The 22157-nt window shown below is 62.4% G+C and carries 16 protein-coding genes; 15 read left to right on the forward strand and 1 reads right to left on the reverse strand.

Going from position 1 to position 22157, the window contains the following annotated elements:
- The first annotated feature begins 6 nt into the window (after positions 1-6).
- From FIV35_RS00575 to FIV35_RS00600, 6 genes are all read left to right on the forward strand, one after another.
- The gene (locus tag FIV35_RS00575) at positions 7-2457 is read left to right on the forward strand and encodes a glycogen/starch/alpha-glucan phosphorylase (protein WP_034095455.1); all 2451 of its coding nucleotides are present in this window, start codon (positions 7-9) and stop codon (positions 2455-2457) included.
- 158 nt (positions 2458-2615) lie between these two features.
- Complete coding sequence (locus tag FIV35_RS00580; RefSeq protein ID WP_034136545.1) at positions 2616-6173, forward strand: DUF2339 domain-containing protein; 3558 nt, start codon at positions 2616-2618, stop codon at positions 6171-6173.
- A complete protein-coding gene (locus tag FIV35_RS00585) occupies positions 6173-7525 on the forward strand; it encodes a DUF3999 domain-containing protein (RefSeq protein WP_034136756.1) in 1353 nt (450 codons plus the stop codon). The genes FIV35_RS00580 and FIV35_RS00585 overlap by 1 nt, the downstream gene beginning before the upstream one ends.
- A 97-nt stretch (positions 7526-7622) precedes the next feature.
- Positions 7623-8633, forward strand: a complete 1011-nt coding sequence (locus FIV35_RS00590) for a class 1 fructose-bisphosphatase (protein WP_034095457.1) — start codon at positions 7623-7625, stop codon at positions 8631-8633.
- 176 nt (positions 8634-8809) lie between these two features.
- The gene (locus tag FIV35_RS00595) at positions 8810-9064 is read left to right on the forward strand and encodes a lipoprotein (RefSeq protein WP_034095458.1); all 255 of its coding nucleotides are present in this window, start codon (positions 8810-8812) and stop codon (positions 9062-9064) included.
- 30 nt (positions 9065-9094) lie between these two features.
- On the forward strand, positions 9095-9664 hold the full coding sequence (locus FIV35_RS00600) for a lipocalin family protein (RefSeq protein WP_034095459.1): 570 nt from the start codon (positions 9095-9097) through the stop codon (positions 9662-9664).
- 64 nt (positions 9665-9728) lie between these two features.
- Here the strand turns inward: FIV35_RS00600 and FIV35_RS00605 are convergent, their stop codons facing one another.
- On the reverse strand, positions 9729-11093 hold the full coding sequence (locus FIV35_RS00605; protein WP_034136546.1) for a formimidoylglutamate deiminase: 1365 nt from the start codon (positions 11091-11093) through the stop codon (positions 9729-9731).
- Positions 11094-11240: 147 nt separating this feature from the next.
- Here FIV35_RS00605 and hutC point away from each other — a divergent pair, with 147 nt between their 5' ends.
- From hutC to hutH (FIV35_RS00650), 9 genes are all read left to right on the forward strand, one after another.
- The gene (gene hutC, locus FIV35_RS00610; protein WP_371263978.1) at positions 11241-11951 is read left to right on the forward strand and encodes a histidine utilization transcriptional repressor HutC; all 711 of its coding nucleotides are present in this window, start codon (positions 11241-11243) and stop codon (positions 11949-11951) included.
- Complete coding sequence (locus FIV35_RS00615) at positions 11948-12508, forward strand: HutD/Ves family protein (protein WP_034095462.1); 561 nt, start codon at positions 11948-11950, stop codon at positions 12506-12508. Before hutC ends, FIV35_RS00615 begins: the two co-directional genes overlap by 4 nt.
- Before the next feature lie 343 nt (positions 12509-12851).
- The gene (gene hutU, locus FIV35_RS00620) at positions 12852-14522 is read left to right on the forward strand and encodes a urocanate hydratase (protein ID WP_034136547.1); all 1671 of its coding nucleotides are present in this window, start codon (positions 12852-12854) and stop codon (positions 14520-14522) included.
- Positions 14523-14602: 80 nt separating this feature from the next.
- Entirely contained in the window at positions 14603-16066 is a 1464-nt protein-coding gene (locus tag FIV35_RS00625; RefSeq protein WP_034136548.1) for a purine-cytosine permease family protein, read from the forward strand.
- Between the two features lie 68 nt (positions 16067-16134).
- Positions 16135-17103, forward strand: a complete 969-nt coding sequence (locus tag FIV35_RS00630) for an ABC transporter substrate-binding protein (protein ID WP_034136549.1) — start codon at positions 16135-16137, stop codon at positions 17101-17103.
- A 71-nt stretch (positions 17104-17174) separates the two neighbouring features.
- Positions 17175-18026, forward strand: a complete 852-nt coding sequence (locus FIV35_RS00635; protein WP_034095466.1) for an ABC transporter permease — start codon at positions 17175-17177, stop codon at positions 18024-18026.
- The gene (locus FIV35_RS00640; RefSeq protein ID WP_052198898.1) at positions 18023-18847 is read left to right on the forward strand and encodes a quaternary amine ABC transporter ATP-binding protein; all 825 of its coding nucleotides are present in this window, start codon (positions 18023-18025) and stop codon (positions 18845-18847) included. Before FIV35_RS00635 ends, FIV35_RS00640 begins: the two co-directional genes overlap by 4 nt.
- 216 nt (positions 18848-19063) lie before the next feature.
- Positions 19064-20587: a histidine ammonia-lyase gene (gene hutH, locus FIV35_RS00645; RefSeq protein WP_034136550.1), complete on the forward strand. Its 1524-nt coding sequence runs from the start codon at positions 19064-19066 to the stop codon at positions 20585-20587.
- A gap of 25 nt (positions 20588-20612) precedes the next feature.
- Positions 20613-22145, forward strand: a complete 1533-nt coding sequence (gene hutH, locus FIV35_RS00650) for a histidine ammonia-lyase (RefSeq protein ID WP_034136551.1) — start codon at positions 20613-20615, stop codon at positions 22143-22145.
- The last annotated feature ends 12 nt before the right edge of the window (positions 22146-22157 follow it).

Below are 22157 nucleotides of genomic sequence, written 5' to 3' on the forward strand. Positions count from 1 at the left end.
ACACCGATGTCTCAGGAACCGCTTGCACGAGAAGCAGAGGTAGCCGCGTTTCGCGATGCTGTCTTGACCAAACTCACCTATGCGGTGGGCAAGGACCCCGATCATGCCTTCGACCACGACTGGTTCGAAGCCATTGCTCTGGCCGCCCGCGACCAAATGGTCGACCACTGGATGGATCACACCCGACGCATCTACCGTAAAGGCCAGAAGCGGGTGTACTACCTTTCCCTTGAATTCCTTATTGGCCGCCTGCTCTACGACAGCCTGAGCAACCTGGGCGTGCTGGAAATCGCCCGCGATGCGCTGGCCGAGCTGGGCGTCGACCTGGAGCGCATTCGTCTGCTGGAGCCCGACGCGGCCCTCGGCAACGGGGGCCTCGGCCGTCTGGCGGCGTGTTTTATGGAGAGCATGTCGACCTTGGGCATTGCCGGCCACGGTTACGGCATCCGCTATGAACATGGCCTGTTCCGCCAGGCCGTTGTCGACGGCTGGCAGCAAGAGCAGACCGAACGCTGGCTGGATTTCGGCAACCCTTGGGAATTCGAACGGGCCGAAGTGATTTACCCGATCGGTTTTGGTGGCAGCGTCGAAACATTGGCGGATGCCTCCGGCAAGATGATCCAGGTCTGGTCGCCCAACGAAACCGTACGCGCCGTGGCCTATGACACGCCGGTGGTCGGCTGGCGCGGCGCCAGCGTCAACACCCTGCGCCTGTGGCGTGCCCGCGCGGTGGAAGACTTGCACTTGGAGCGCTTCAACGCCGGTGACCACTTGGGTGCGGTGGCCGAAGTGGCCCGTGCCGAGAGTATCTCTCGCGTGCTGTACCCGGCCGACAGCACCGAAGCGGGGCAGGAACTGCGCCTGCGTCAGGAGTACTTCTTTGTTTCGGCCTCGCTGCAAGACCTGCTGCGTCGCCACAAGAACATGCACGGTTCGGTCTTGAGCCTGGGCGAACACGCCGCCATCCAGCTCAACGACACCCACCCGTCCATCGCCGTGGCGGAGTTGATGCGTCAATTGGTCGACCTGCACGATATTCCGTGGGAAGCCGCGTGGGACGTGACCGTCGAAACCCTGTCCTACACCAACCACACGTTGCTGCCCGAGGCCCTGGAAACCTGGCCTGTAGGCTTGATGGAACGCATGCTGCCCCGGCATATGCAGATCATCTACCTGATCAACGCCCAGCATATCGACTCGCTGCGCGCCAAGGGCATCCACGATTTCGACGTGTTGCGCGCCGTGTCGCTGATCGAAGAAGACAACGGCCGCCGCGTGCGCATGGGCAACCTGGCGTTCCTCGGGTCCCATAGCGTCAACGGCGTGTCCGGCCTGCACACCCAACTAATGCGCAGCACGGTGTTCTCCGAACTGCACAAGCTGTACCCGGAACGTATCAACAATAAAACCAACGGCATCACCTTCCGCCGCTGGCTATATCAGGCCAACCCCCAGCTCACCCAGATGCTGGTGGACGCGCTGGGTCCTGACATCCTCGACAACATGGAGACGCGCCTGGGCGAGCTGGAAACCTTCGCCGAGAAACAGGCGTTCCGCAAATCCTTCGCCGAGCAGCGTCTGCACAGCAAGCGTGCCCTGGCCGAGATCATCCACGAGCGCCTGGGCATTTCGGTAAACCCGGCGGCGATGTTCGACGTGCAGGTCAAGCGCATCCACGAATACAAACGCCAGTTGCTTAACCTGCTGCACACCGTGGCGCTGTACCAGGCGATCCGTGCCGAGCCGGAAACCGACTGGGTGCCGCGTGTGAAGATCTTCGCCGGCAAGGCTGCGGCGAGTTATCACCAGGCCAAGTTGATCATCAAGTTGACCAACGACATCGCCCGCACCGTCAACAACGACCCGACCGTGCGCGGCCTGCTCAAAGTGGTGTTTTTGCCCAACTACAACGTCAGCCTGGCCGAGAGCATCATCCCGGCGGCGGATTTGTCGGAGCAGATCTCCACGGCAGGCTTCGAAGCCTCGGGCACCAGCAACATGAAGTTCGGTCTCAACGGCGCGTTGACCATCGGCACCATGGACGGCGCCAACGTGGAAATGCACGAGCGCGTGGGCGCCGACCACATGTTTATCTTCGGCCTCAGCGCCCAGCAGGTGGAAGCGCGCAAACACGCCGGTGAATTCCACGCCGGGCCGGACATCGCCGCGTCCCATCGCCTCAACGATGTGCTGCAAGCGATCCGGGGCGGGGTGTTCTCGCCTGACGATCCGGGCCGCTATGTGGGCTTGATCGACGGGCTGATCGATTACGACCGCTTCCTGGTGTGCGCCGACTTCGATTCTTATTGGGAGGCCCAGGCCCGGGTCGAAGCGCATTGGCACGACTCCAAGGCGTGGTGGCGTTCGGCGGTGCTCAATACCGCACGAATGGGGTGGTTCTCGTCGGACCGGACCATCCGCGAATACGCCACCGAGATCTGGAAAGCGCTCGACTAAACAGCGCAATTTGAAAGTGTGGGAGGGGGCTTACCCCCGATGGCAGTGTGTCAGTTTGCAGATCTGTGGACTGGTACACCGCTATTGGGGGTAAGCCCCCTGCCACATTGGTTGCGCGTCGATATACTGAGCGCCGGTTTGCTTAGGGAATATCGTTCATGCAATGGATTTTCATGCTGATAGGGCTGATGCTCGGCTGGACGCTCGATGAGTCGTTCTATGATGCGGGCATCGGTGCGCTGTTGGGGTTGGGCATTGGCCAGGCGATCCGCCTGTCGATGCTGTCGTCCCAGGCGGACCAACAGGCTCGTCAGCTGGAGGCCGCGCAAAAAGCCCTGAGCGCCGTCGAGCAGCGTCTGGCGCAGTTGGAAAGACCCGCGCTACAACCCGATCCCACACCTGCGCCGCCGGTATTTGTCGAAACGCCTGTGGCCGAAGCTCCCCAAGCCGCACCGCCACCCAAGGCAGTCGAACTGGTTTGGGAATTACCGCCTGAACTGGCCCCGGTGGCCGTCACCAAGCAAGCCAGCCAACCGTTGCCCGCCGACGTGTGGGCACCGGCTCCAACACCTACGCCTGCACCGCTCCCCAAAGAACCGGTCGTACCCCGTGGCCCCACCCTTATCGAGCGCGCCCTCGGCGGCGCGCGGAATTGGCTGTTTGGCGGCAATACCGTGCTGCGCGTCGGGGTGGTGCTGTTGTTTCTCGGCCTGGCGTTCCTGCTGCGCTATGCCACCGAAGGCATGGTGGTGCCGATCGAAGTGCGTTACGCCGGTGTGGCGGCGGCGGCCATCGGCCTGCTGGGTTTGGGCTGGTGGTTGCGACTGCGCAACAGCAACTATGGGTTGATGCTGCAAGGCACCGGGATTGCGGTGCTGTACCTCACGGTGTTCGCCGCGATGCGCCTGCATCCGCTGATCGATCCGAGTGCGGCGCTGGGTCTGTTGGTGGCGGTGACGGTGTTCTCGGCGATCCTGGCGATTACCCAGGACGCGCTGGGGTTGGCCTGCGCGGCGGCGCTTGGCGGGTTCGCCGCGCCGATTCTGACCTCTACCGGGTCGGGCAATCATGTGGCGTTGTTCAGTTACTTTGCCTTGCTCAACACTGGCATCCTCGCCATCGCCTGGTTCAAGGCCTGGCGCTTGCTCAACCTGATCGGTTTTGTCGGCACCTTCGGCATTGGCTTCGCCTGGGGCTTGCGTTCCTACACCCCGGAATTGCTGTGGAGCACCGAACCGTTTCTGGTGTTGTTCTTCCTGATGTACCTGGCCATCGGCCTGTTGTTTGCGCGCCGTAAATTGCTGCAGATGCGCGACGCGCCGCAAGACGATAGCCGTGGCGCACTGTTGCGCTGGTCGGCGGCCAAAGGTGATTACGTCGATGGCAGTATGCTGTTCGGCCCGCCGCTGGTGGGCTTTGGCTTGCAATTCGCGTTGGTGCAGCACTTGGAATTTGCGGCGGCGTTCAGCGCGTTGGGCCTGGGCATTATCTATATGGGCTTGGCCCGAGTGCTCAGCGGCGGGCGCGCCTTGCTGCTGGCGGAAACCTGTCTGGCCCTCGGTGTGATTTTCGCCAGCCTGGCTATTCCGCTGGGGCTGGACGCACGCTGGACCGCTGCCGCCTGGGCCGTGGAAGGCGCCGGGATTTTCTGGCTGGGCTTGCGCCAGCAGCGGCCATTGGCGCGAGCATTCGGCCTACTGCTGCAATTGGGTTCGGCGCTGGTGTTCCTCAGCGAATTGCAGCTGGGCGAGCGTACCTTGCTGCAAGGCGCGCCACTGGGCGCACTGCTGCTGGGCGTGGCGTTGCTGTTCAGCTTCGACCAATTGCGCAAAGCCTCGGCCGAGCAGGCCGCAGAATGGGAGCGCAAGGGCCTGCCGCTACTGGCGAGCCTCGGTTTGAGCTGTCTGTACCTGCTGGCACCGTTGTTGTTGCTGACCCAGGGCACCGCGATCAGTTGGGCCATCGCCGGCCTGGCGACCCTGTTTGTCGGCCTGCGCATCGGCTCGCGGACTTTCCTGTTTACTGCGTTCGCCGTGCAATTGCTGGGCGGCGCACTGTTCCTGCTGCGCCTGCGAAGCGGTGAGGGCGCTGCGGTGTTCGACGCCGGTTGGAGCGGTTTGCTGACCGCATCGTTGATCGGCCTGGCCTTGATCGGCGGCATGTTGCTGGCAGTACGTGACGATACGGTGCGCGGCGATGTGCGGTTGTTGCGTGGGTTGTCGGTGGTGCTGCTCGCCGGCCTGGTATTGATCAACCTCGCGGTGCTGTTTGTGCTGCCTTGGGCCAGCGCCAGCGGCGTGTGGGCGGTCAGTGGTCTGTTGATCATCTGGCTGAGCCTGTACCTGCAACAACGCGTGAGTTTTGTATTTGGGTTGTTGCTGCAATTGATCGGTGGCGGTTCGTTCCTGCTGTCGGTGCCGGCGCTGCTCGGGCCGTTGTCCGGTGAAGATCTGCGGCCCTTGGCCCACAGCGGCTTCTGGACCCCGATGGTGCTGGGCCTGGCCGCGCTGGTCGGCGCTTGGCGCCTGCAACGTCAACCCCATGCGCCCTTGTTTGCTGCGCTGAAGCTGCAACGTCTGTCCGACCTGTTGCTGGTGTGGGGCGCGGCCTGGTGGACCCTGGCGGTGAGCGGCGAAGTGCTGCGGTTTATTCCCGACGAACTGCAGGGCGCATTCTGGCTGGGAATCGCGGCGCTCAGCGTGGCGATCTGGAGTGTCTGTGCAACGCGCCTGCGCTGGGCTTCCCTGGGTATGCTATGCACCCTGCTGATGCCGGCGGCGGGCATGGTGCTGCTGGTGTCCGCCCATACCTATTACCACCCAGCGGCGCATTACGGCTGGCTGGCTTGGCTGGCGGTGTTTACCGTGCATTTCCTCTCGCTGCGGCGGTTGGCGCCAGTGGTGCCGGGCAAGGTGCTGAGCGTCGCCCATGTGCTGGGCTGCTGGATGCTGATCGGCGTGCTGGCCTTGGAGCTGCGTTACGGCCTGTTGAGTCTATCCAGCGAATACAACGCCTGGCGTTGGCTGGGTTGGGCGATTCTGCCGAGCCTGTACCTGGTGCTGGCCGCCACGCCGCGCCAATGGCCGTGGCCGGTGGCGGCGTATCCACGGGAATATCGTGTGCTGGCCGCGCTGCCGTTGGCGGTGTTGATGCTCGGTTGGTTCTGGCTGGCCAACACGTTCAGCGACGGCACGGCCAAGCCGCTGCCTTACGTACCCTTGCTCAACCCGTTGGACTTGGGCCTGCTGTTCGCCTTGTTGGGTGTGTACCTGTTGTCGCGTAGTGTGGCGCCCCAGCGTGGGCCGCGGGCGCAGTTGATCGCACAGGGTGTGGCGGGGCTGTCGCTGTTTGCGTTCTTCACCGCGCTGGTGATGCGCACTGCACACCATTGGGGCGGCGTGCCGTTTCATCTGGATGCGCTGCTGGCGTCGATGCTGGTGCAGGCCAGCCTGTCGATCGTGTGGACGCTGATCGCCCTCGGCCTGATGATCGGCGGCCATCTGCGTTACCGTCGCGACGTGTGGCTGATCGGCGCGGCGCTGATTGCAGTGGTGGTCGCCAAGCTGTTCTTTGTCGAATTGAGCAACCGTGGCGGCCTGGCGCGGATCGTGTCGTTTATCGGTGTGGGCGGGTTGTTGCTGGTGGTGGGTTATTTCGCGCCGCTGCCGCCCAAGCGTGCCGAACCTGTGTTGGAAACGGAAGGAGCAAGCTCTTGATCGGTAAGTTGAGTGTGGCCTTGGCCGGCGTGTGTGTGGCGCTGTGTGTGGGGGCCCAGGAGGGCCCGGCTGATTTCACTACGCAGGTGCCGCTGGCCGTCAGCGGCAACGGCCCCTGGTATCGCCTGGAATTGCCCTTGGCCGTGCAACTGAACGCGCGCCAGGCCGATCTTAGCGACGTGCGCGTGTTCAACGCCGCTGGTGAGCCCCAGGCGTATGCGTTGTCGCGCCAGGCCGCCTCAAGCACGGAAAGCCGCTCGGTTACCGACGTGAAGTGGTTCCCGCTGTACGCGGCCGACACCCGCGAAACCTTGCCCGGCGTGGTGATGAAAACCACCACCGAAGGCACCCTGGTGGAAATCAAACCGTCCTCGGTCGCCAAGCCCGGTACGCAGGTGTTGCGTGGCTGGGTGCTGGATGCCAGTGCGATCAAGGCGCCGTTGCAGCAGTTGAACCTCGACTGGAGCCGTGAGCAGGAAGGCTTCCAGCGCTTCACTATCGAAGCCAGCGATGATTTGCAGCACTGGGAATCCTGGGGCGATGGGCAAGTGGCGCGATTGTCGTTCGCCGACGAGCGGGTCGAGCAGCATGACGTCAGCCTGCCCGGGCAATCGGCGCGTTACCTGCGCCTGCTGTGGCAGGGCCAGGCCGCGCCACTGCTGACTTCGGCCAAGCTGGTGAGCGCCACCCGCAGCAGCCTGCCGCAGCCGTTGGTGTGGTCGCCGCCGCTGGCGGGCACGCGGCTGGGGGCCGGTGAATACAGTTGGCAACTGCCCACGGGCCTGAGTGCCGAGCGTGTGCGCATCGAATTGTCGCAGCCCAACACCCTTGCGCCGGTGAGTGTGTCGGGGCGCCGTGACAACAAGCAGACCTGGCAACCACTGAGTTCGGGCCTGCTGTACCGCCTGACCCAGAATGGCCAGGACGTGGTGCAGGATGAGTTGGCATTGCCGGGCCAGGTGCTGAACCAGATCCGCTTGCAGGTCGACGAACGCGGCGGCGGCCTGGGCGCCGAAGCGCCGGCCTTGCGCTTTGCGGTGCGTGCCACGCAAGTGGTGTTCCTGGCGCGGGGCGAACCGCCGTTCACCCTGGCGTTGGGCAATGCCACGGTGAAGGCGGCGAACTTGCCGTTGTCCACGCTGATTCCTGACTACAGCGCCGAGCGTCTCAAGTCCCTGGGGCAAGCCAAGGTGGTGGGGGCGGCAGTGGTCAAGGCGCCCGCCGTCACCGTGGCGCCAGAGGAGGGCCGCGACTGGAAGAAACTCGGTTTGTGGGCCGTGCTGCTGCTGGGCGTGGCGGCGCTGGGGGCCATGGCCTACAGTTTGTTGCGCAAACCGCAGGGCCAGCCGTGAACTCTATTGGGGTTAAATCCTCTGATGAGAGGAAATTAGCCCCGACTCGCGCTAAACTGCGCGGGTTTTTAAGCCCCCCCATTCATCGGAGCCTTCCATGTCCCGCGTTACCTTGAGTCGCTATTTGATCGAGCAGACCCGCAGCAACAACACGCCTGCCGATCTGCGCTTCCTTATCGAAGTGGTGGCGCGTGCTTGCAAGGAAATCAGCCACGCCGTGTCCAAAGGCGCACTGGGCGGTGTCCTGGGCAGCATGGGCACTGAAAACGTGCAGGGCGAAGTGCAGAAGAAACTCGACGTGCTGTCCAACGAGATTCTGCTTGAAGCCAACGAATGGGGCGGTCACCTGGCCGGCATGGCGTCCGAAGAAATGGACAATGCCTACCAGATTCCCGGCAAATACCCGAAAGGCGCCTACCTGCTGGTGTTCGACCCTCTGGACGGCTCGTCCAACATCGACATCAACGCGCCGGTTGGCACCATCTTCTCGGTGCTGCGTTGCCCGAACGAATACCTGAGCCAGAACGAAGCGCTGAACGAAAAGGCCTTCCTGCAGCCAGGCACCGAGCAGGTCGCCGCCGGTTACGCGATCTACGGTCCACAGACCATGCTGGTACTGACCCTGGGCGATGGCGTCAAAGGCTTCACCCTGGACCGCGAAATGGGCAGCTTCGTGTTGACCCACGAGGACATCTCGATCCCTGCGTCCACCCAGGAATTTGCGATCAACATGTCCAACCAGCGCCACTGGGAAGCCCCGGTACAGCGCTATGTCAGCGAGTTGATGGAAGGCGAAGAAGGCCCGTTGAAGAAGAACTTCAACATGCGCTGGGTCGCGGCGATGGTGGCCGACGTGCACCGTATCCTCACCCGTGGCGGTCTGTTCATGTACCCACGCGACAGCCGCGAGCCGTCCAAGCCGGGCAAACTGCGCCTGATGTACGAAGCCAACCCGATGTCGTTCCTGGTCGAGCAGGCGGGCGGTGCGTCTACCGACGGCCACCAGCGCATTCTCGACATCCAACCCGAGGGCCTGCACCAGCGTGTGGCGGTGTTCCTGGGTTCGAAGGAAGAGGTTGAGCGCGTAACGGCCTACCACAAGCAGTAACCTGCTGCGACCGGTAACCGGTGTGGTTGTGAGCCGGTTCACCCTTAAAGAAGCCCCGAAACGTTTCAGCGTTTTCGGGGCTTTTTTTGTTTTCGTCCGTCGGGAACCAGACACCTCTTTTCCCTTCTAAGCTTCTGGCAGATACCCAAGCCGCTTCGCCCCTCCAGGAGTTTCCCATGTCGTTACGCCGTCTCGCCCTGCTGACTTTTTGTGTTGTGTTGGCCGCTTGCAGCAAGGTCAACCAAGAGAACTACGCAAAGCTGTCGGCCGGGATGCCAAAGGCCGAGGTGGAGTCGCTATTGGGTAAGCCAACGGATTGTTCCGGCGCACTGGGCATGTCCAGCTGCACCTGGGGCGATAAAAACAGCTTTATCAGCGTTCAATATGCCGGTGACAAGGTTCTGATGTTTTCCGGGCAAGGCCTGAAGTAAACCGGGGCGAGAGCCTACGGGAGAAGAAGAATGATGCGTTTTGTTTTGTTTCTTTGTGCCAGCCTGTTTTTGGCGGGCTGCGCCAGTCATTCTGGCGATGATCTGCAACCCAAGACCGCGAGCAACGTCAACCTGCATCGCTACCAGGGCACCTGGTATGAGCTGGCTCGCTTGCCGATGTACTTCCAGCGCAACTGCGCACAATCCGAAGCCCGCTACACCTTGCTGCCTGATGGCGACATGTCGGTGTTCAACCGTTGCCTGACCAACGAGTGGAAGTGGGAAGAAGCCCGAGGCACGGCCACGCCGCAAGTGCCGGGCAAGACCGACAAGCTTTGGGTCGAATTCAATAACTGGTTCACCGCGCTGTTACCGGGCGTCGCCAAGGGCGATTACTGGGTGTTGTACGTCAGCGATGACTACAAGACCGCCATCGTCGGCAGCCCAAGCCGTCGCTATATGTGGATTCTCTCGCGCACGCCGACGGTGAATGCCGACACCCGCGAAGACCTGCTGAGCAGGGCGCGTCAGCAAGGGTATGACACCACCCGATTGATCTGGCGTACGCCGGACAAGCAGATGGCCAAGAGTTCGCAGTAACCCTGGATCGCTACAGAATGTGGGAGGGGTCAAGCCCTCTCCCACATTGGTTATGGGCTAACTGTTAGCCCAACAAATCCTTCAGGACTTGCGTGAATGCACGGCGGCTATCTTCCTCCCCGGCATGCCGCCCATCGCGCACCACCCACTGGCCGTTGACCAGCACATCGCGCACCTGGCGATCACCGCCGGCAAATAACCAGCGATTGAGAATGCCATCCTCTGTGGCGGTTGCCAGGTACGGATCATTGCCGTCCAGCACGATCCAGTCCGCGCGTTTACCCACTTCCAACCGGCCTATCGGCTGTCCCAGCGCCTGGGCGCCACCGTCCAGTGCCGCATCGAATAAAGTGCGTCCAACCATCGGCTGATCGCTGCGATACAAGCGGTTGCGTCGCTGATCGCGTAGGCGCTGGCCGTATTCCAGCCAACGCAGCTCTTCGACCACACTCAACGACACATGGCTGTCGGAGCCAATCCCCAGGCGCCCGCCCTGTGCAAGAAAATCCACCGCCGGGAAAATCCCATCGCCCAGGTTCGCTTCGGTGGTCAGGCACAGGCCGGCAATCGCGCGGCTCTTGGCCATGCGTGTAACTTCATCCGCGTCGGCGTGAGTGGCGTGCACCAGGCACCAGCGCTCATCAACTTCAACATGGTCATACAGCCATTGCAGCGGGCGCTTGCCGCTCCAGGCCAGGCAGTCGTCGACTTCCTTCTGTTGCTCGGCGATGTGGATATGCACCGGGCATGCCTTGTCGCTGGCGGCCAGAACTTCATTGATCTGTTGTGGCGTGACGGCGCGCAAGGAGTGAAAGCACAAGCCCAAATGCTGCGCCGGTTGTGCCGTCAGGATCGGTTGCAGTCGCGCTTGCAGATCCAGGTAGTTTTCCGTGCTGTTGATAAAGCGCCGCTGCCCGTCATTCGGCGCCTGGCCGCCAAATCCGGAATGGCTGTAGAGCACCGGTAGCAAGGTCAAGCCGATGCCGCTGGCGGCGGCCGCCTGGCTGATTTGTCGCGACAATTCCGTGGGGTCGGCATAGGGCTGGCCCTGGGTGTCGTGATGCACGTAGTGAAATTCGGCGACTGAGGTGTAACCCGCTTTGAGCATTTCGATATACAGCTGACGTGCGATCACCTGGAGTTGCTCCGGGTTGATCCTGCCGACCATGCGGTACATCAGGTCGCGCCAGGTCCAGAAACTGTCGTTCGGGTTGCCGGCCACTTCCGCCATGCCCGCCATGGCGCGTTGGAACGCGTGGGAATGCAGGTTGGGCATACCCGCCAACACCGGGCCTCTTAGCCGTTCGGCATGGTCTGCACTGGCATTGGACTCAACATGGGTCAGCAGGCCGTCGGCGCTGACCTCAAGACGTACATTGTTGGCCCATCCACTAGGCAGCAGCGCGCGTTCGGCGAAGAAAGCGGACATGATTAGAGCACCCCGGTCGTGTGTTTATTTGTATATACATATACAGACGTTTGCCTGCTCGGTAAACTCCGGCAATCTATGCATCTTTTCCTACTGCAAGGATCCCCCGTGCCGACTCCGCCCGCCAACTCTTCGCTGGCTGCCCACATGGACGAAAGTCCGGCGCCCTTGTATGCCCGCGTCAAACACATGATCAGCCAGCAAATCCTCAACGGTAACTGGCCGCCTCATTATCGCGTGCCATCGGAAAGCGAGCTGGTCAGCCAATTGGGCTTCAGCCGCATGACCATCAACCGCGCCCTGCGCGAGCTGACCGCCGAAGGTCTGTTGGTGCGCATGCAGGGCGTCGGCACCTTCGTCGCCGAGCCGAAAAGCCAGTCGGCGCTGTTCGAAGTGCACAACATCGCCGATGAAATCGCCTCCCGTGGCCACCGGCATACCTGCCAGGTCATTACCCTGGGCGAGGAGGCCGCCGGTTCCGAGCGCGCCGTGGCTCTGGAAATGCGCGAAGGCGGGCGGGTGTTTCATTCGTTGATCGTGCATTACGAAAACGACATTCCCGTGCAAATCGAAGACCGTTTCGTCAACGCCCTGGTCGCACCGCAATACCTGCAACAGGATTTCACCCTGCAAACCCCCTACGCGTACCTCAACCAAGTAGCGCCGCTGACCGAAGGCGAGCATGTGGTGGAAGCCATTCTTGCCGACGCTTCTGAATGCCAGCTGCTGCAGATTGAACCGAGCGAACCGTGCCTGTTGATTCGTCGTCGCACTTGGTCAGGCCGCCAACCGGTGACCGCCGCACGCTTGATCCACCCCGGTTCCCGTCACAGCCTGGAAGGACGTTTCAGCAAATGAGTGCAGTAAAAGTCTGGCGCGCCACCGAATACGTGCGCATGCCGTGGAAGAACGGCGGCGGCAGCACCGAAGAAATTGCCCGCGATGCTGGCGAGGGCTTGGAAGGCTTCGGCTGGCGTCTGTCGATTGCCGATATCGGCGAGTCGGGCGGGTTTTCCACCTTTGCCGGTTACCAGCGTGTGATCACCGTGATCAAAGGCGCAGGCATGGTGCTGACAGTGGATGGTGAGGAGCAGCGCGGGTTGTTACCGTTGCAACCGTTCGCCTTCAAGGGCGACAGCCAGGTTTCATGCCGCTTGATTACCGGGCCGATCCGCGACTTCAACCTGATCTACTCGCCCCAGCGTTACCATGCACGGTTGCAGTGGGTGGATGGTGTGCAGCACTTCTTCAGTACTGCGCAAACCGTGCTGGTGTTCAGTGTTGCGGATGAAGTGAAGGTGCTGGACCAGGTGTTGGGCCATCACGACTGCCTGCAAGTGGACGGTAACAGCGGCCTGCTGGATATTTCCGTCACGGGTCGCTGCTGCATCATCGAACTGACCCCGCGCGGTTAAACATGTGGGAGGGGGCAAGCCCCTCCCATATTTGTTTCTCAATGTTCTTGCGATCTGTTTCCAGGCCTCGCACCAATTTGTTACCGAACGCCCCAGCGTGGCGCAAAACCCCCGCTGTCTTGCCTCACCTCCCTCGCAATAAAACGTCGTCGTAAGAAATTTCATCATGCCTTGAAGCCTTAATTTCCAAGGCTCTCACGCGCTTTCAAAAAATAACCAAACACCTCGCTCGGAAAGTTGGCCGCTTGATTGCATATGCTTGTATGTACAAGTAAAGATGTGTGCGTAAGACCCTGCCTTGCACCATCCCTGTTCGCGCATCGATCGCCGAGGAGTTTGAGTTGTGACCAAGCCTACAAAATACCGTGACGTTGAAATCCGCGCCGCCCGCGGTAACAAGCTCACCGCCAAAAGCTGGCTGACCGAAGCGCCGCTGCGCATGCTGATGAACAACCTCGACCCGCAAGTGGCCGAGAACCCGAAAGAGCTGGTGGTGTACGGCGGTATCGGCCGTGCCGCGCGCAACTGGGAGTGCTACGACCAGATCGTCGAGAGCCTTACCCACCTGAACGACGACGAGACCCTGCTGGTGCAATCCGGCAAGCCGGTCGGCGTGTTCAAGACCCACAGCAACGCCCCGCGCGTGCTGATCGCCAACTCCAACCTGGTACCGCACTGGGCCAGTTGGGAACACTTCAACGAGTTGGATGCCAAGGGCTTGGCCATGTACGGTCAGATGACCGCCGGCAGCTGGATCTATATCGGCAGCCAGGGCATCGTCCAGGGCACGTACGAAACCTTCGTCGAGGCCGGTCGCCAGCATTACGACAGCAATCTCAAAGGCCGTTGGGTGCTCACCGCCGGTCTCGGCGGCATGGGCGGCGCGCAGCCGCTGGCCGCGACCCTGGCCGGTGCTTGCTCGCTGAACATCGAGTGCCAGCAGGTCAGTATCGATTTCCGCCTGAACAGCCGTTACGTCGACGAGCAAGCCACCGACCTCGACGACGCGCTGGCCCGCATCGCCAAGTACACCCAGGAAGGCAAGGCCATCTCCATCGCGCTGCTGGGTAACGCAGCGGAAATCCTGCCGGAACTGGTCAAGCGCGGCGTGCGCCCGGACATGGTCACCGACCAGACCAGCGCCCACGACCCGCTCAATGGCTACTTGCCTGCCGGCTGGACCTGGGACGAATACCGCGCCCGCTCCAAGACCGAACCCGCCGCCGTGATCAAAGCCGCCAAGCAGTCGATGGCCGTGCACGTCAAAGCCATGCTGGAATTCCAGAAGCAAGGCATCCCAACCTTCGACTACGGCAACAACATCCGTCAGATGGCCCAGGAAGAGGGCGTCGAAAACGCGTTCGACTTCCCAGGTTTCGTACCGGCCTACATCCGCCCGCTGTTCTGCCGTGGCATCGGCCCATTCCGCTGGGCGGCGCTGTCGGGCGACCCGCAGGACATCTACAAAACCGACGCCAAAGTCAAAGAGCTGATCCCCGACGACGCGCACCTGCACAACTGGCTGGACATGGCCCGCGAGCGCATCAGTTTCCAGGGCCTGCCGGCGCGTATCTGCTGGGTCGGCCTGGGCCAGCGTGCCAAGCTCGGCCTGGCGTTCAACGAAATGGTGCGCAGCGGCGAGTTGTCGGCACCGGTGGTGATCGGTCGCGACCACCTGGACTCCGGCTCGGTGGCCAGCCCGAACCGTGAAACCGAATCCATGCAGGACGGCTCCGACGCCGTGTCTGACTGGCCGCTGCTCAACGCCTTGCTCAACACCGCCAGCGGCGCCACATGGGTTTCGCTGCACCACGGCGGCGGCGTCGGCATGGGCTTCTCGCAGCACTCGGGCATGGTGATCGTTTGCGACGGCACCGACGAAGCGGCCGAGCGCATCGCCCGCGTGCTGCACAACGACCCGGCCACCGGGGTGATGCGCCACGCAGACGCCGGTTACCAGATTGCTATCGATTGCGCCAAAGAGCAGGGCCTCAATCTTCCGATGATCAAGTAACCCAATGTGGGAGGGGCCAAGTCCTCTCCCACCGTTGATCGGCAGCGAACCCAAGACAATCCATCAGAGGTTGAAAGTAAATGGCTGACACGCGTGCAACCACCCCGTTGATCGAAAAGCGTTCGATCGATTACATCCCGGAAGCGGAAAGACACGGTCGTCTCTTGAGCCAGTTCACCTTGTGGATGGGCGCCAACCTGCAGATCACCGCCATCGTCACCGGGGCCCTGGCCGTGGTGTTGGGCGGCGATGTGTTCTGGTCGTTGACCGGTCTGTTGGTCGGCCAACTGCTGGGCGGTGGCGTGATGGCGTTGCACGCGGCGCAAGGCCCCAAGCTGGGGCTGCCACAGATGATCTCCAGCCGGGTGCAGTTCGGTGTCTACGGCGCGGCCATTCCGATCGTGCTGGTGTGCCTGATGTACCTGGGCTTCACCGCCACCGGCACGGTGCTGTCCGGGCAGGCGCTGGGCCAGCTGTTCGGGGTCAGCGACAGCGTCGGCATTCTGATCTTCGCCAGCGTTATTGTGCTGGTCACGGTGCTCGGCTACCGCGTGATCCACTTTATCGGGCGCGTGGCCAGTGTCATGGGGGTGATCGCCTTCGTGTACCTGTTCAGCCGTTTGATGAGCCAGACCGACGTGGGCGCGCTTCTGCAGATTCGCCACTTCAGCTGGAGCAGCTTCCTGCTCGCGGTGTCCCTGGCCGCGTCCTGGCAGATCGCGTTCGGCCCATACGTGGCGGACTATTCGCGCTACTTGCCAAGTCGAACGTCGTCGGTGAAGACCTTCTTTGCCGCCGGTGCCGGTTCGGTGATCGGCGCCCAGGTGGCAATGGTTCTGGGCGTGTTCGCTGCTGCGTCGGCCAACGGTCAGTTCGCCGGCCATGAAGTGGCCTATATCGTCGGCCTGAGCGGCACCGGCGCCACGGCGGCGCTGCTGTACTTCAGCATCGCGTTCGGCAAGGTGACCATCTCCACCTTGAACTCCTACGGCAGCTTTATGTGCATCGCCACCATCATCAGCGGCTTTCGCGGCCACCTGCGGGTTACGCACTGGCAGCGCCTGGCCTTTGTGCTGGCGATTGTCGGCGCGGCGACCTTGATCGCCTTGCTCGGCCAGCACTCGTTCCTGGGGGCGTTCAAGTCATTCATCCTGTTCCTGCTGGCGTTCTTCACGCCCTGGAGCGCAGTGAATCTGGTGGACTACTACTGCATCACCCGTGAGCGCTATGACGTGCCGGCCTTGGCGGACCCGAATGGCCGTTACGGTCGCTGGAACCTGTTGGGGATCAGCGTCTATGTGTTCGGTGTGTTGGTGCAACTGCCGTTTATCTCCACCAAGTTCTACACCGGCCCGCTGGTGGATGTGCTCGGTGGCGTGGATATTTCTTGGATCATCGGCCTGGTCGTGCCGGGCGCGCTGTACTACCTGTGCGCGAAAAAATGGCACGCCGCCGTGCCCGATCACCTGATTCTGCCGCCTGAGCAGAGCAGCGTTGTACAACCTAAAACAAGCGGGACCGGTCGCGCTGCGGCGCAGGCCTGACTGGACGTGGACAGGGCTGGATGCCTCTTGACTGCCGTAAGCCCATTCATGATTAGGAGCGTCACACAATGAAATCGAACAAGACCCTGCTGACCACCGTGATTTCCCTGGGCCTGCTGGCCAGCGCCGGCGCCACCCAGGCGGCCGGTTGGTGCGAGTCCGGCAAACCGGTGAAATTCGCCGGCCTGAACTGGGAAAGCGGCATGTTGCTAACCGATATCCTGCAAACCGTGCTGGAAAAAGGCTACGACTGCAAAACCGATAGCCTGCCGGGTAATTCCATCACCATGGAAAACGCCCTGAGCAGCAACGATATCCAGGTGTTCGCCGAAGAGTGGGTCGGCCGCAGCGAAGTGTGGAACAAGGCCGAGAAGGCCGGCAAAGTGGTTGGCGTCGGTGCTCCGGTGGTGGGGGCTGTCGAAGGCTGGTACGTGCCGCGCTATGTGGTCGAAGGCGACGCCAAGCGCAAGCTGGAAGCCAAGGCGCCGGGCCTGAAAAACATCGCTGACCTGGGCCAGTACGCCGCCGTGTTCAAGGACCCGGAAGAACCGTCCAAAGGCCGTTTCTACAACTGCCCGGCCGGTTGGACCTGCGAGCTGGACAACAGCGAAATGCTCAAGAGCTACGGCCTGGAAAGTTCCTACACCAACTTCCGCCCAGGCACCGGCCCGGCGTTGGACGCGGCAGTGCTGTCGAGCTACAAGCGCGGCGAGCCGATCCTGTTCTACTACTGGTCGCCGACGCCGCTGATGGGCCAGGTCGACCTGGTGAAACTGGAAGAAAAACCCGGTGTGGATAAGAGCGTGAGTATCAAGGTGGGCCTGTCCAAGACCTTCCACGAGCAAGCGCCGGAACTGGTGGCCGTGCTGGAAAAGGTCAACCTGCCGATCGACCTGCTGAACCAGAACCTGGGCCGCATGGCCAAGGAGCGCATCGAGTCGCCGAAGCTGGCCAAAATCTTCCTCAAGGAACACCCTGAAGTCTGGCACGCCTGGGTGAGCGACGAGGCTGCCAAGAAAATCGACGCGGCCTTGTAGGTCGAGCGTGCCCGGCTACCCTGAGAGGCAGCCGGGCGCCTGGCCACACCCCACTGGATCGAGAGCACGCTATGTTTCCTGAGAGTTTTACCTTTTCCATCGCCGACTGGGTCAACGGTTGGGTGGATTCACTGGTCACCAATTACGGCGATGTGTTCCGGCACATCTCCGACACCCTGCTATGGGCCATCGTCAACCTGGAGGGCCTGCTACGCGCCGCGCCCTGGTGGTTGATGCTGGCCATCGTCGGCGCCGTTGCCTGGCACGCCACCCGTAAAGTGCTGACCACGGCGGTGATCGTTGGGTTGTTGTTCCTGGTAGGCGCCGTCGGCCTATGGGACAAACTGATGCAGACCCTGGCGCTGATGCTGGTCGCTACGGTGATCTCGGTGTTGATCGGCATCCCGCTGGGCATCTTGTCGGCACGTAGCAATCGCCTGCGTTCGGTGCTGATGCCGTTGCTGGACATCATGCAAACCATGCCCAGCTTCGTGTACCTGATCCCGGTGCTGATGCTGTTCGGCCTGGGCAAAGTACCGGCGATTTTCGCCACGGTGATTTACGCCGCGCCGCCGCTGATTCGCCTGACGGACCTGGGCATTCGCCAGGTCGACGGCGAAGTCATGGAAGCCATCAACGCCTTCGGCGCCAACCGCTGGCAGCAACTGTTCGGCGTACAACTGCCGCTGGCGCTGCCGAGCATCATGGCCGGTATCAACCAGACCACCATGATGGCGTTGTCGATGGTGGTGATCGCCTCGATGATCGGCGCCCGTGGCCTGGGTGAAGATGTATTGGTCGGCATCCAGACTCTCAACGTCGGCCGTGGCCTCGAAGCCGGGCTGGCAATCGTGATTCTCGCAGTGGTCATCGACCGCATCACCCAGGCCTACGGTCGTCCACGGCATGAGGCGAGCAAATGACTACTGTCAGCAAAATCGAAGTAAAAAACGTCTTCAAGATTTTCGGCAATCGCGCCAAGGACGCGCTCTCGCTGATCGGCCAGGGCAAGACCAAGGACCAGGTGCTGGCCGAGACCGGCTGCGTGGTCGGCGTCAACGACCTGTCCCTGAGCATCGGCACCGGCGAAATTTTTGTGATCATGGGCCTGTCCGGTTCGGGCAAGTCGACCCTGGTGCGCCACTTCAACCGCCTGATCGACCCCACCAGCGGCGCGATCCTGGTGGACGGCGAAGACATCCTGCAACTGGACATGGAAGCCTTGCGCCAATTCCGTCGCCACAAGATCAGCATGGTGTTCCAGAGCTTCGGCCTGCTGCCTCACAAAAACGTGCTCGACAACGTCGCCTACGGCCTCAAGGTGCGTGGTGAAAGCAAGCAGGTGTGCGCCGAGCGCGCGCTGCACTGGATCGACACCGTGGGCCTGAAGGGCTACGAAAAAAAATACCCGCACCAGCTCTCCGGCGGCATGCGCCAACGGGTGGGCCTGGCCCGTGCCCTGGCGGCCGACACCGATATCATCCTGATGGACGAAGCCTTCAGCGCCCTCGACCCGCTGATCCGCGCCGAGATGCAGGACCAGTTGCTGGAGCTGCAGAAGACCCTGCACAAGACCATCGTGTTTATCACCCACGACCTCGACGAAGCCGTGCGCATCGGCAACCGCATCGCGATTCTCAAGGACGGCAAGCTGATCCAGGTCGGCACCCCGCGCGAGATCCTGCATTCGCCGGCGGATGAGTATGTAGATAGGTTCGTTCAGCGGCGGGCGGCGGTGGTCTGACCCAGATCCTGTGGTGAGGCTGCTGGCCTTATCGGGGGCAAGCCCCCTCCCACATTTGATCGGGTTCACACTGTCCCAACTTGGGAGGGGGCTTGCCCCGATGAGGCCGGAGCAAGCTCCCTCCCACATTTGATCGGGTTCACACTGCCCCAATGTGGGAGGGGGCTTGCCCCCGATGAGGCCGGCAAAGCTGTAGAGAATATGAAGAGGTCAACAATGTCCCAGGCACCAAAAATCACCATCGGCGACACGCCATTGCGCTGGCAGGACGTGGTCGCCGTGGCCCGCCATGGCGCGGTCCTCGAACTGTCGACCCAGGCCTGGGCGCGGATCGATAACGCCCAGGCCATCGTGCAGCGCATCGTCAGCAGCGGTGAGCGCGCCTACGGTGTGAACACCGGGCTGGGGGCGCTGTGCAATGTATCGCTGCAAGGCGAGCAACTCAGCCAATTGTCGCGCAATACCTTGCTTAGCCATGCCTGCGGCGTCGGCCCGGTGCTGAGCGACGAACAGACCCGCGCGATCATCTGCGCGGCCCTCGTCAACTACAGCCACGGCCATTGCGGCCTGCACCCCCAAGTGGTGCGGGCACTGCTGGCGCTGCTCAACCATGGCATCACCCCGCAAGTGCCGTCCCAGGGTTCGGTGGGTTACCTGACCCACATGGCCCACGTCGGCGTGGCGTTGCTGGGTGTCGGCAATGTGAGCTATCGCGGCGGCATTGTCTCGGCGCAGCAGGCCTTGCAGGCCGAAGGCTTGCAGCCCGTTGAGCTTGGCGCTAAGGACGGTCTGTGCCTGGTCAACGGCACGCCATGCATGACCGGCCTGAGCTGCCTGGCCCTGGCCGATGCCCATCATCTGCTGCAGTGGGCCGACGTGATCGGCGCCATGAGCTTCGAGGCCCAGCGCGGTCAGCTCGACGCGTTCGACGCAAACATTATCGCCCTCAAGCCCCACCCCGGCATGCAGTTGGTGGGCGCCAACCTGCGCGCGTTGCTCGACGGCAGCGAGGTGATCGCCGCCAGCCAGGGCATACGCACCCAAGATGCCCTGAGCTTGCGCTCGATCCCGCAAATCCATGGCGCGACGCGTGACCAGGTGGCGCACGCCACCCAGCAGATCGAGACTGAACTCAACAGCGTCACCGATAACCCACTGGTGCTCGGCACGCCGGACAACTACCGCGTGGTGTCCCAGGCCAACCCTCACGGGCAGTCGGTCGCGCTGGCGGCGGATATGCTCGCCATCGCCATGGCCGAAATCGGCTCGGTGGCCGAGCGCCGCCTGGATCGCTTGATCAACCCCCATGTCAGTGGCCTGCCGGCGTTTCTGGTAAGCAACCCCGGGGTCAACTCCGGCATGATGATCGTGCAGTACGTCGCCGCGTCGTTGTGTGGGCAGAATCGCCAACTGGCGCAGCCGGCGGCGCTCGACAATTTCGTCACCTCGGGCCTGCAGGAAGACCACCTCAGCATGGGCACCAATGCCGCGCTCAAGCTGCACCAGGTGTTGGCCAACGTGACTCAGATCCTCGCCATCGAGTACTTACTGGCGGCCCAGGCTTTTGAATTTCTAAAAACGCAACGCTTCGGCGCCGGCACCGAGCGTGCCTGGCGTTTACTGCGCGAACAGATCCCGCCCTACGAGCAGGACCGCTGGCTGGCGCCGGACATCGCGACCGCCGCCGCACTGCTCAAGGACAGCGCTTTGCTGCATCAAGCATTTCCCCATTTGCACTGAACAATAATTCCAAAGGAGCATCACTGTGACTGCGCTAAACCTGATTCCGGGCCAACTGAGCCTCGCCCAACTGCGGGCCATCTATCAGCAGCCGGTAACCCTCGGCCTGGATGCCAGCGCATCGGCGCAGATCGACGCCAGCGTGGCCTGTGTCGAGCAGATCCTCGCCGAAAACCGCACCGCCTACGGCATCAACACCGGCTTCGGCCTGCTGGCCTCCACGCGCATCGCCAGCGAAGACCTGGAAAACCTTCAACGCTCCCTGGTGTTGTCCCACGCCGCCGGTATCGGCGAGCCGATCAGCGACGCGCTGGTGCGACTGGTGATGGTGCTCAAGGTCAACAGCCTCAGCCGTGGTTTCTCGGGCATCCGTCGCGTGGTGATCGATGCACTGATCGCGCTGATCAACGCCGAGGTCTACCCGCATATTCCGTTGAAAGGTTCCGTGGGCGCGTCCGGTGACTTGGCGCCCCTGGCCCACATGTCCCTGGTGCTGCTCGGCGAAGGCAAGGCGCGCTACAAAGGCGAATGGCTTGAAGCAAAAGACGCGCTCAAGGTCGCTGGCCTTGCGCCGCTGACCCTGGCGGCGAAGGAAGGCCTGGCGCTGCTTAACGGCACCCAAGTGTCCACCGCCTATGCCTTGCGTGGTCTATTCGAAGGTGAAGACCTGTTCGCCGGTGCCTTGGCGTGCGGCGGTCTGACTGTGGAAGCGGTGCTGGGCTCGCGCTCGCCGTTCGATGCGCGCATCCATGCGGCTCGCGGTCAGCGTGGGCAGATCGATGCGGCGGCGGCCTACCGTGATCTGCTGGGCGAAAGCAGCCAGGTGTCGCAGTCGCACCAGAACTGCGACAAGGTGCAGGATCCGTATTCCCTGCGTTGCCAGCCACAAGTGATGGGCGCTTGCTTGACCCAATTGCGCCAGGCTGCCGAAGTGCTGGTGGTGGAAGCCAACGCCGTATCGGATAACCCACTGGTCTTTGCCGCCGAGGGTGATGTGATCTCCGGCGGTAACTTCCATGCCGAACCGGTGGCCATGGCCGCCGACAACATGGCGCTGGCCATCGCCGAAATCGGTTCGCTCAGTGAGCGACGCATCTCGCTGATGATGGACAAGCACATGTCCCAGTTGCCGCCGTTCCTGGTGGGCAATGGCGGGGTCAACTCCGGTTTCATGATCGCCCAGGTCACCGCCGCCGCATTGGCCAGCGAGAACAAAGCGCTGGCCCATCCCCATAGCGTCGACAGCCTGCCGACCTCGGCCAACCAGGAAGACCACGTGTCGATGGCTCCGGCGGCCGGCAAGCGTCTGTGGGAAATGGCCGAAAACACCCGTGGCATCCTCGCCGTGGAATGGCTGGCGGCGTGCCAGGGCCTGGACCTGCGCGAAGGCTTGAAAACCTCCCCCAAGCTGGAAAAGGCCCGGGGCATCCTCCGCAGCCAAGTGGCGTTTTATGACAAGGACCGCTTCTTCGCCCCGGACATCCTCGCCGCCAGCGAACTGCTCGCCAGCCGCTGTCTGAATGAGCTGGTCCCGGCCCAGTTGCTGCCGAGCCTGTAACCCAAGGAGTGT

Origin of the sequence: Pseudomonas rhodesiae, assembly GCF_007858255.1 — a bacterium.
In the GTDB taxonomy this organism is placed as follows: Bacteria; Pseudomonadota; Gammaproteobacteria; order Pseudomonadales; family Pseudomonadaceae; genus Aquipseudomonas; species Aquipseudomonas rhodesiae.

Excerpts from the sequence above, each read along its gene's own strand:
- FIV35_RS00575 (WP_034095455.1), top strand. The coding sequence starts at position 7 with ATGTCTCAGGAACCGCTTGCACGAGAAGCAGAGGTAGCCGCGTTTCGC.
- FIV35_RS00580 (WP_034136545.1), top strand. The coding sequence starts at position 2,616 with ATGCAATGGATTTTCATGCTGATAGGGCTGATGCTCGGCTGGACGCTC.
- FIV35_RS00590 (WP_034095457.1), top strand. The coding sequence starts at position 7,623 with ATGTCCCGCGTTACCTTGAGTCGCTATTTGATCGAGCAGACCCGCAGC.
- FIV35_RS00595 (WP_034095458.1), top strand. The coding sequence starts at position 8,810 with ATGTCGTTACGCCGTCTCGCCCTGCTGACTTTTTGTGTTGTGTTGGCC.
- FIV35_RS00600 (WP_034095459.1), top strand. The coding sequence starts at position 9,095 with ATGATGCGTTTTGTTTTGTTTCTTTGTGCCAGCCTGTTTTTGGCGGGC.
- FIV35_RS00605 (WP_034136546.1), bottom strand. The coding sequence starts at position 11,093 with ATGTCCGCTTTCTTCGCCGAACGCGCGCTGCTGCCTAGTGGATGGGCC.
- hutC (WP_371263978.1), top strand. The coding sequence starts at position 11,241 with ATGGACGAAAGTCCGGCGCCCTTGTATGCCCGCGTCAAACACATGATC.
- FIV35_RS00615 (WP_034095462.1), top strand. The coding sequence starts at position 11,948 with ATGAGTGCAGTAAAAGTCTGGCGCGCCACCGAATACGTGCGCATGCCG.
- FIV35_RS00625 (WP_034136548.1), top strand. The coding sequence starts at position 14,603 with ATGGCTGACACGCGTGCAACCACCCCGTTGATCGAAAAGCGTTCGATC.
- FIV35_RS00630 (WP_034136549.1), top strand. The coding sequence starts at position 16,135 with ATGAAATCGAACAAGACCCTGCTGACCACCGTGATTTCCCTGGGCCTG.
- FIV35_RS00635 (WP_034095466.1), top strand. The coding sequence starts at position 17,175 with ATGTTTCCTGAGAGTTTTACCTTTTCCATCGCCGACTGGGTCAACGGT.
- FIV35_RS00640 (WP_052198898.1), top strand. The coding sequence starts at position 18,023 with ATGACTACTGTCAGCAAAATCGAAGTAAAAAACGTCTTCAAGATTTTC.
- hutH (WP_034136550.1), top strand. The coding sequence starts at position 19,064 with ATGTCCCAGGCACCAAAAATCACCATCGGCGACACGCCATTGCGCTGG.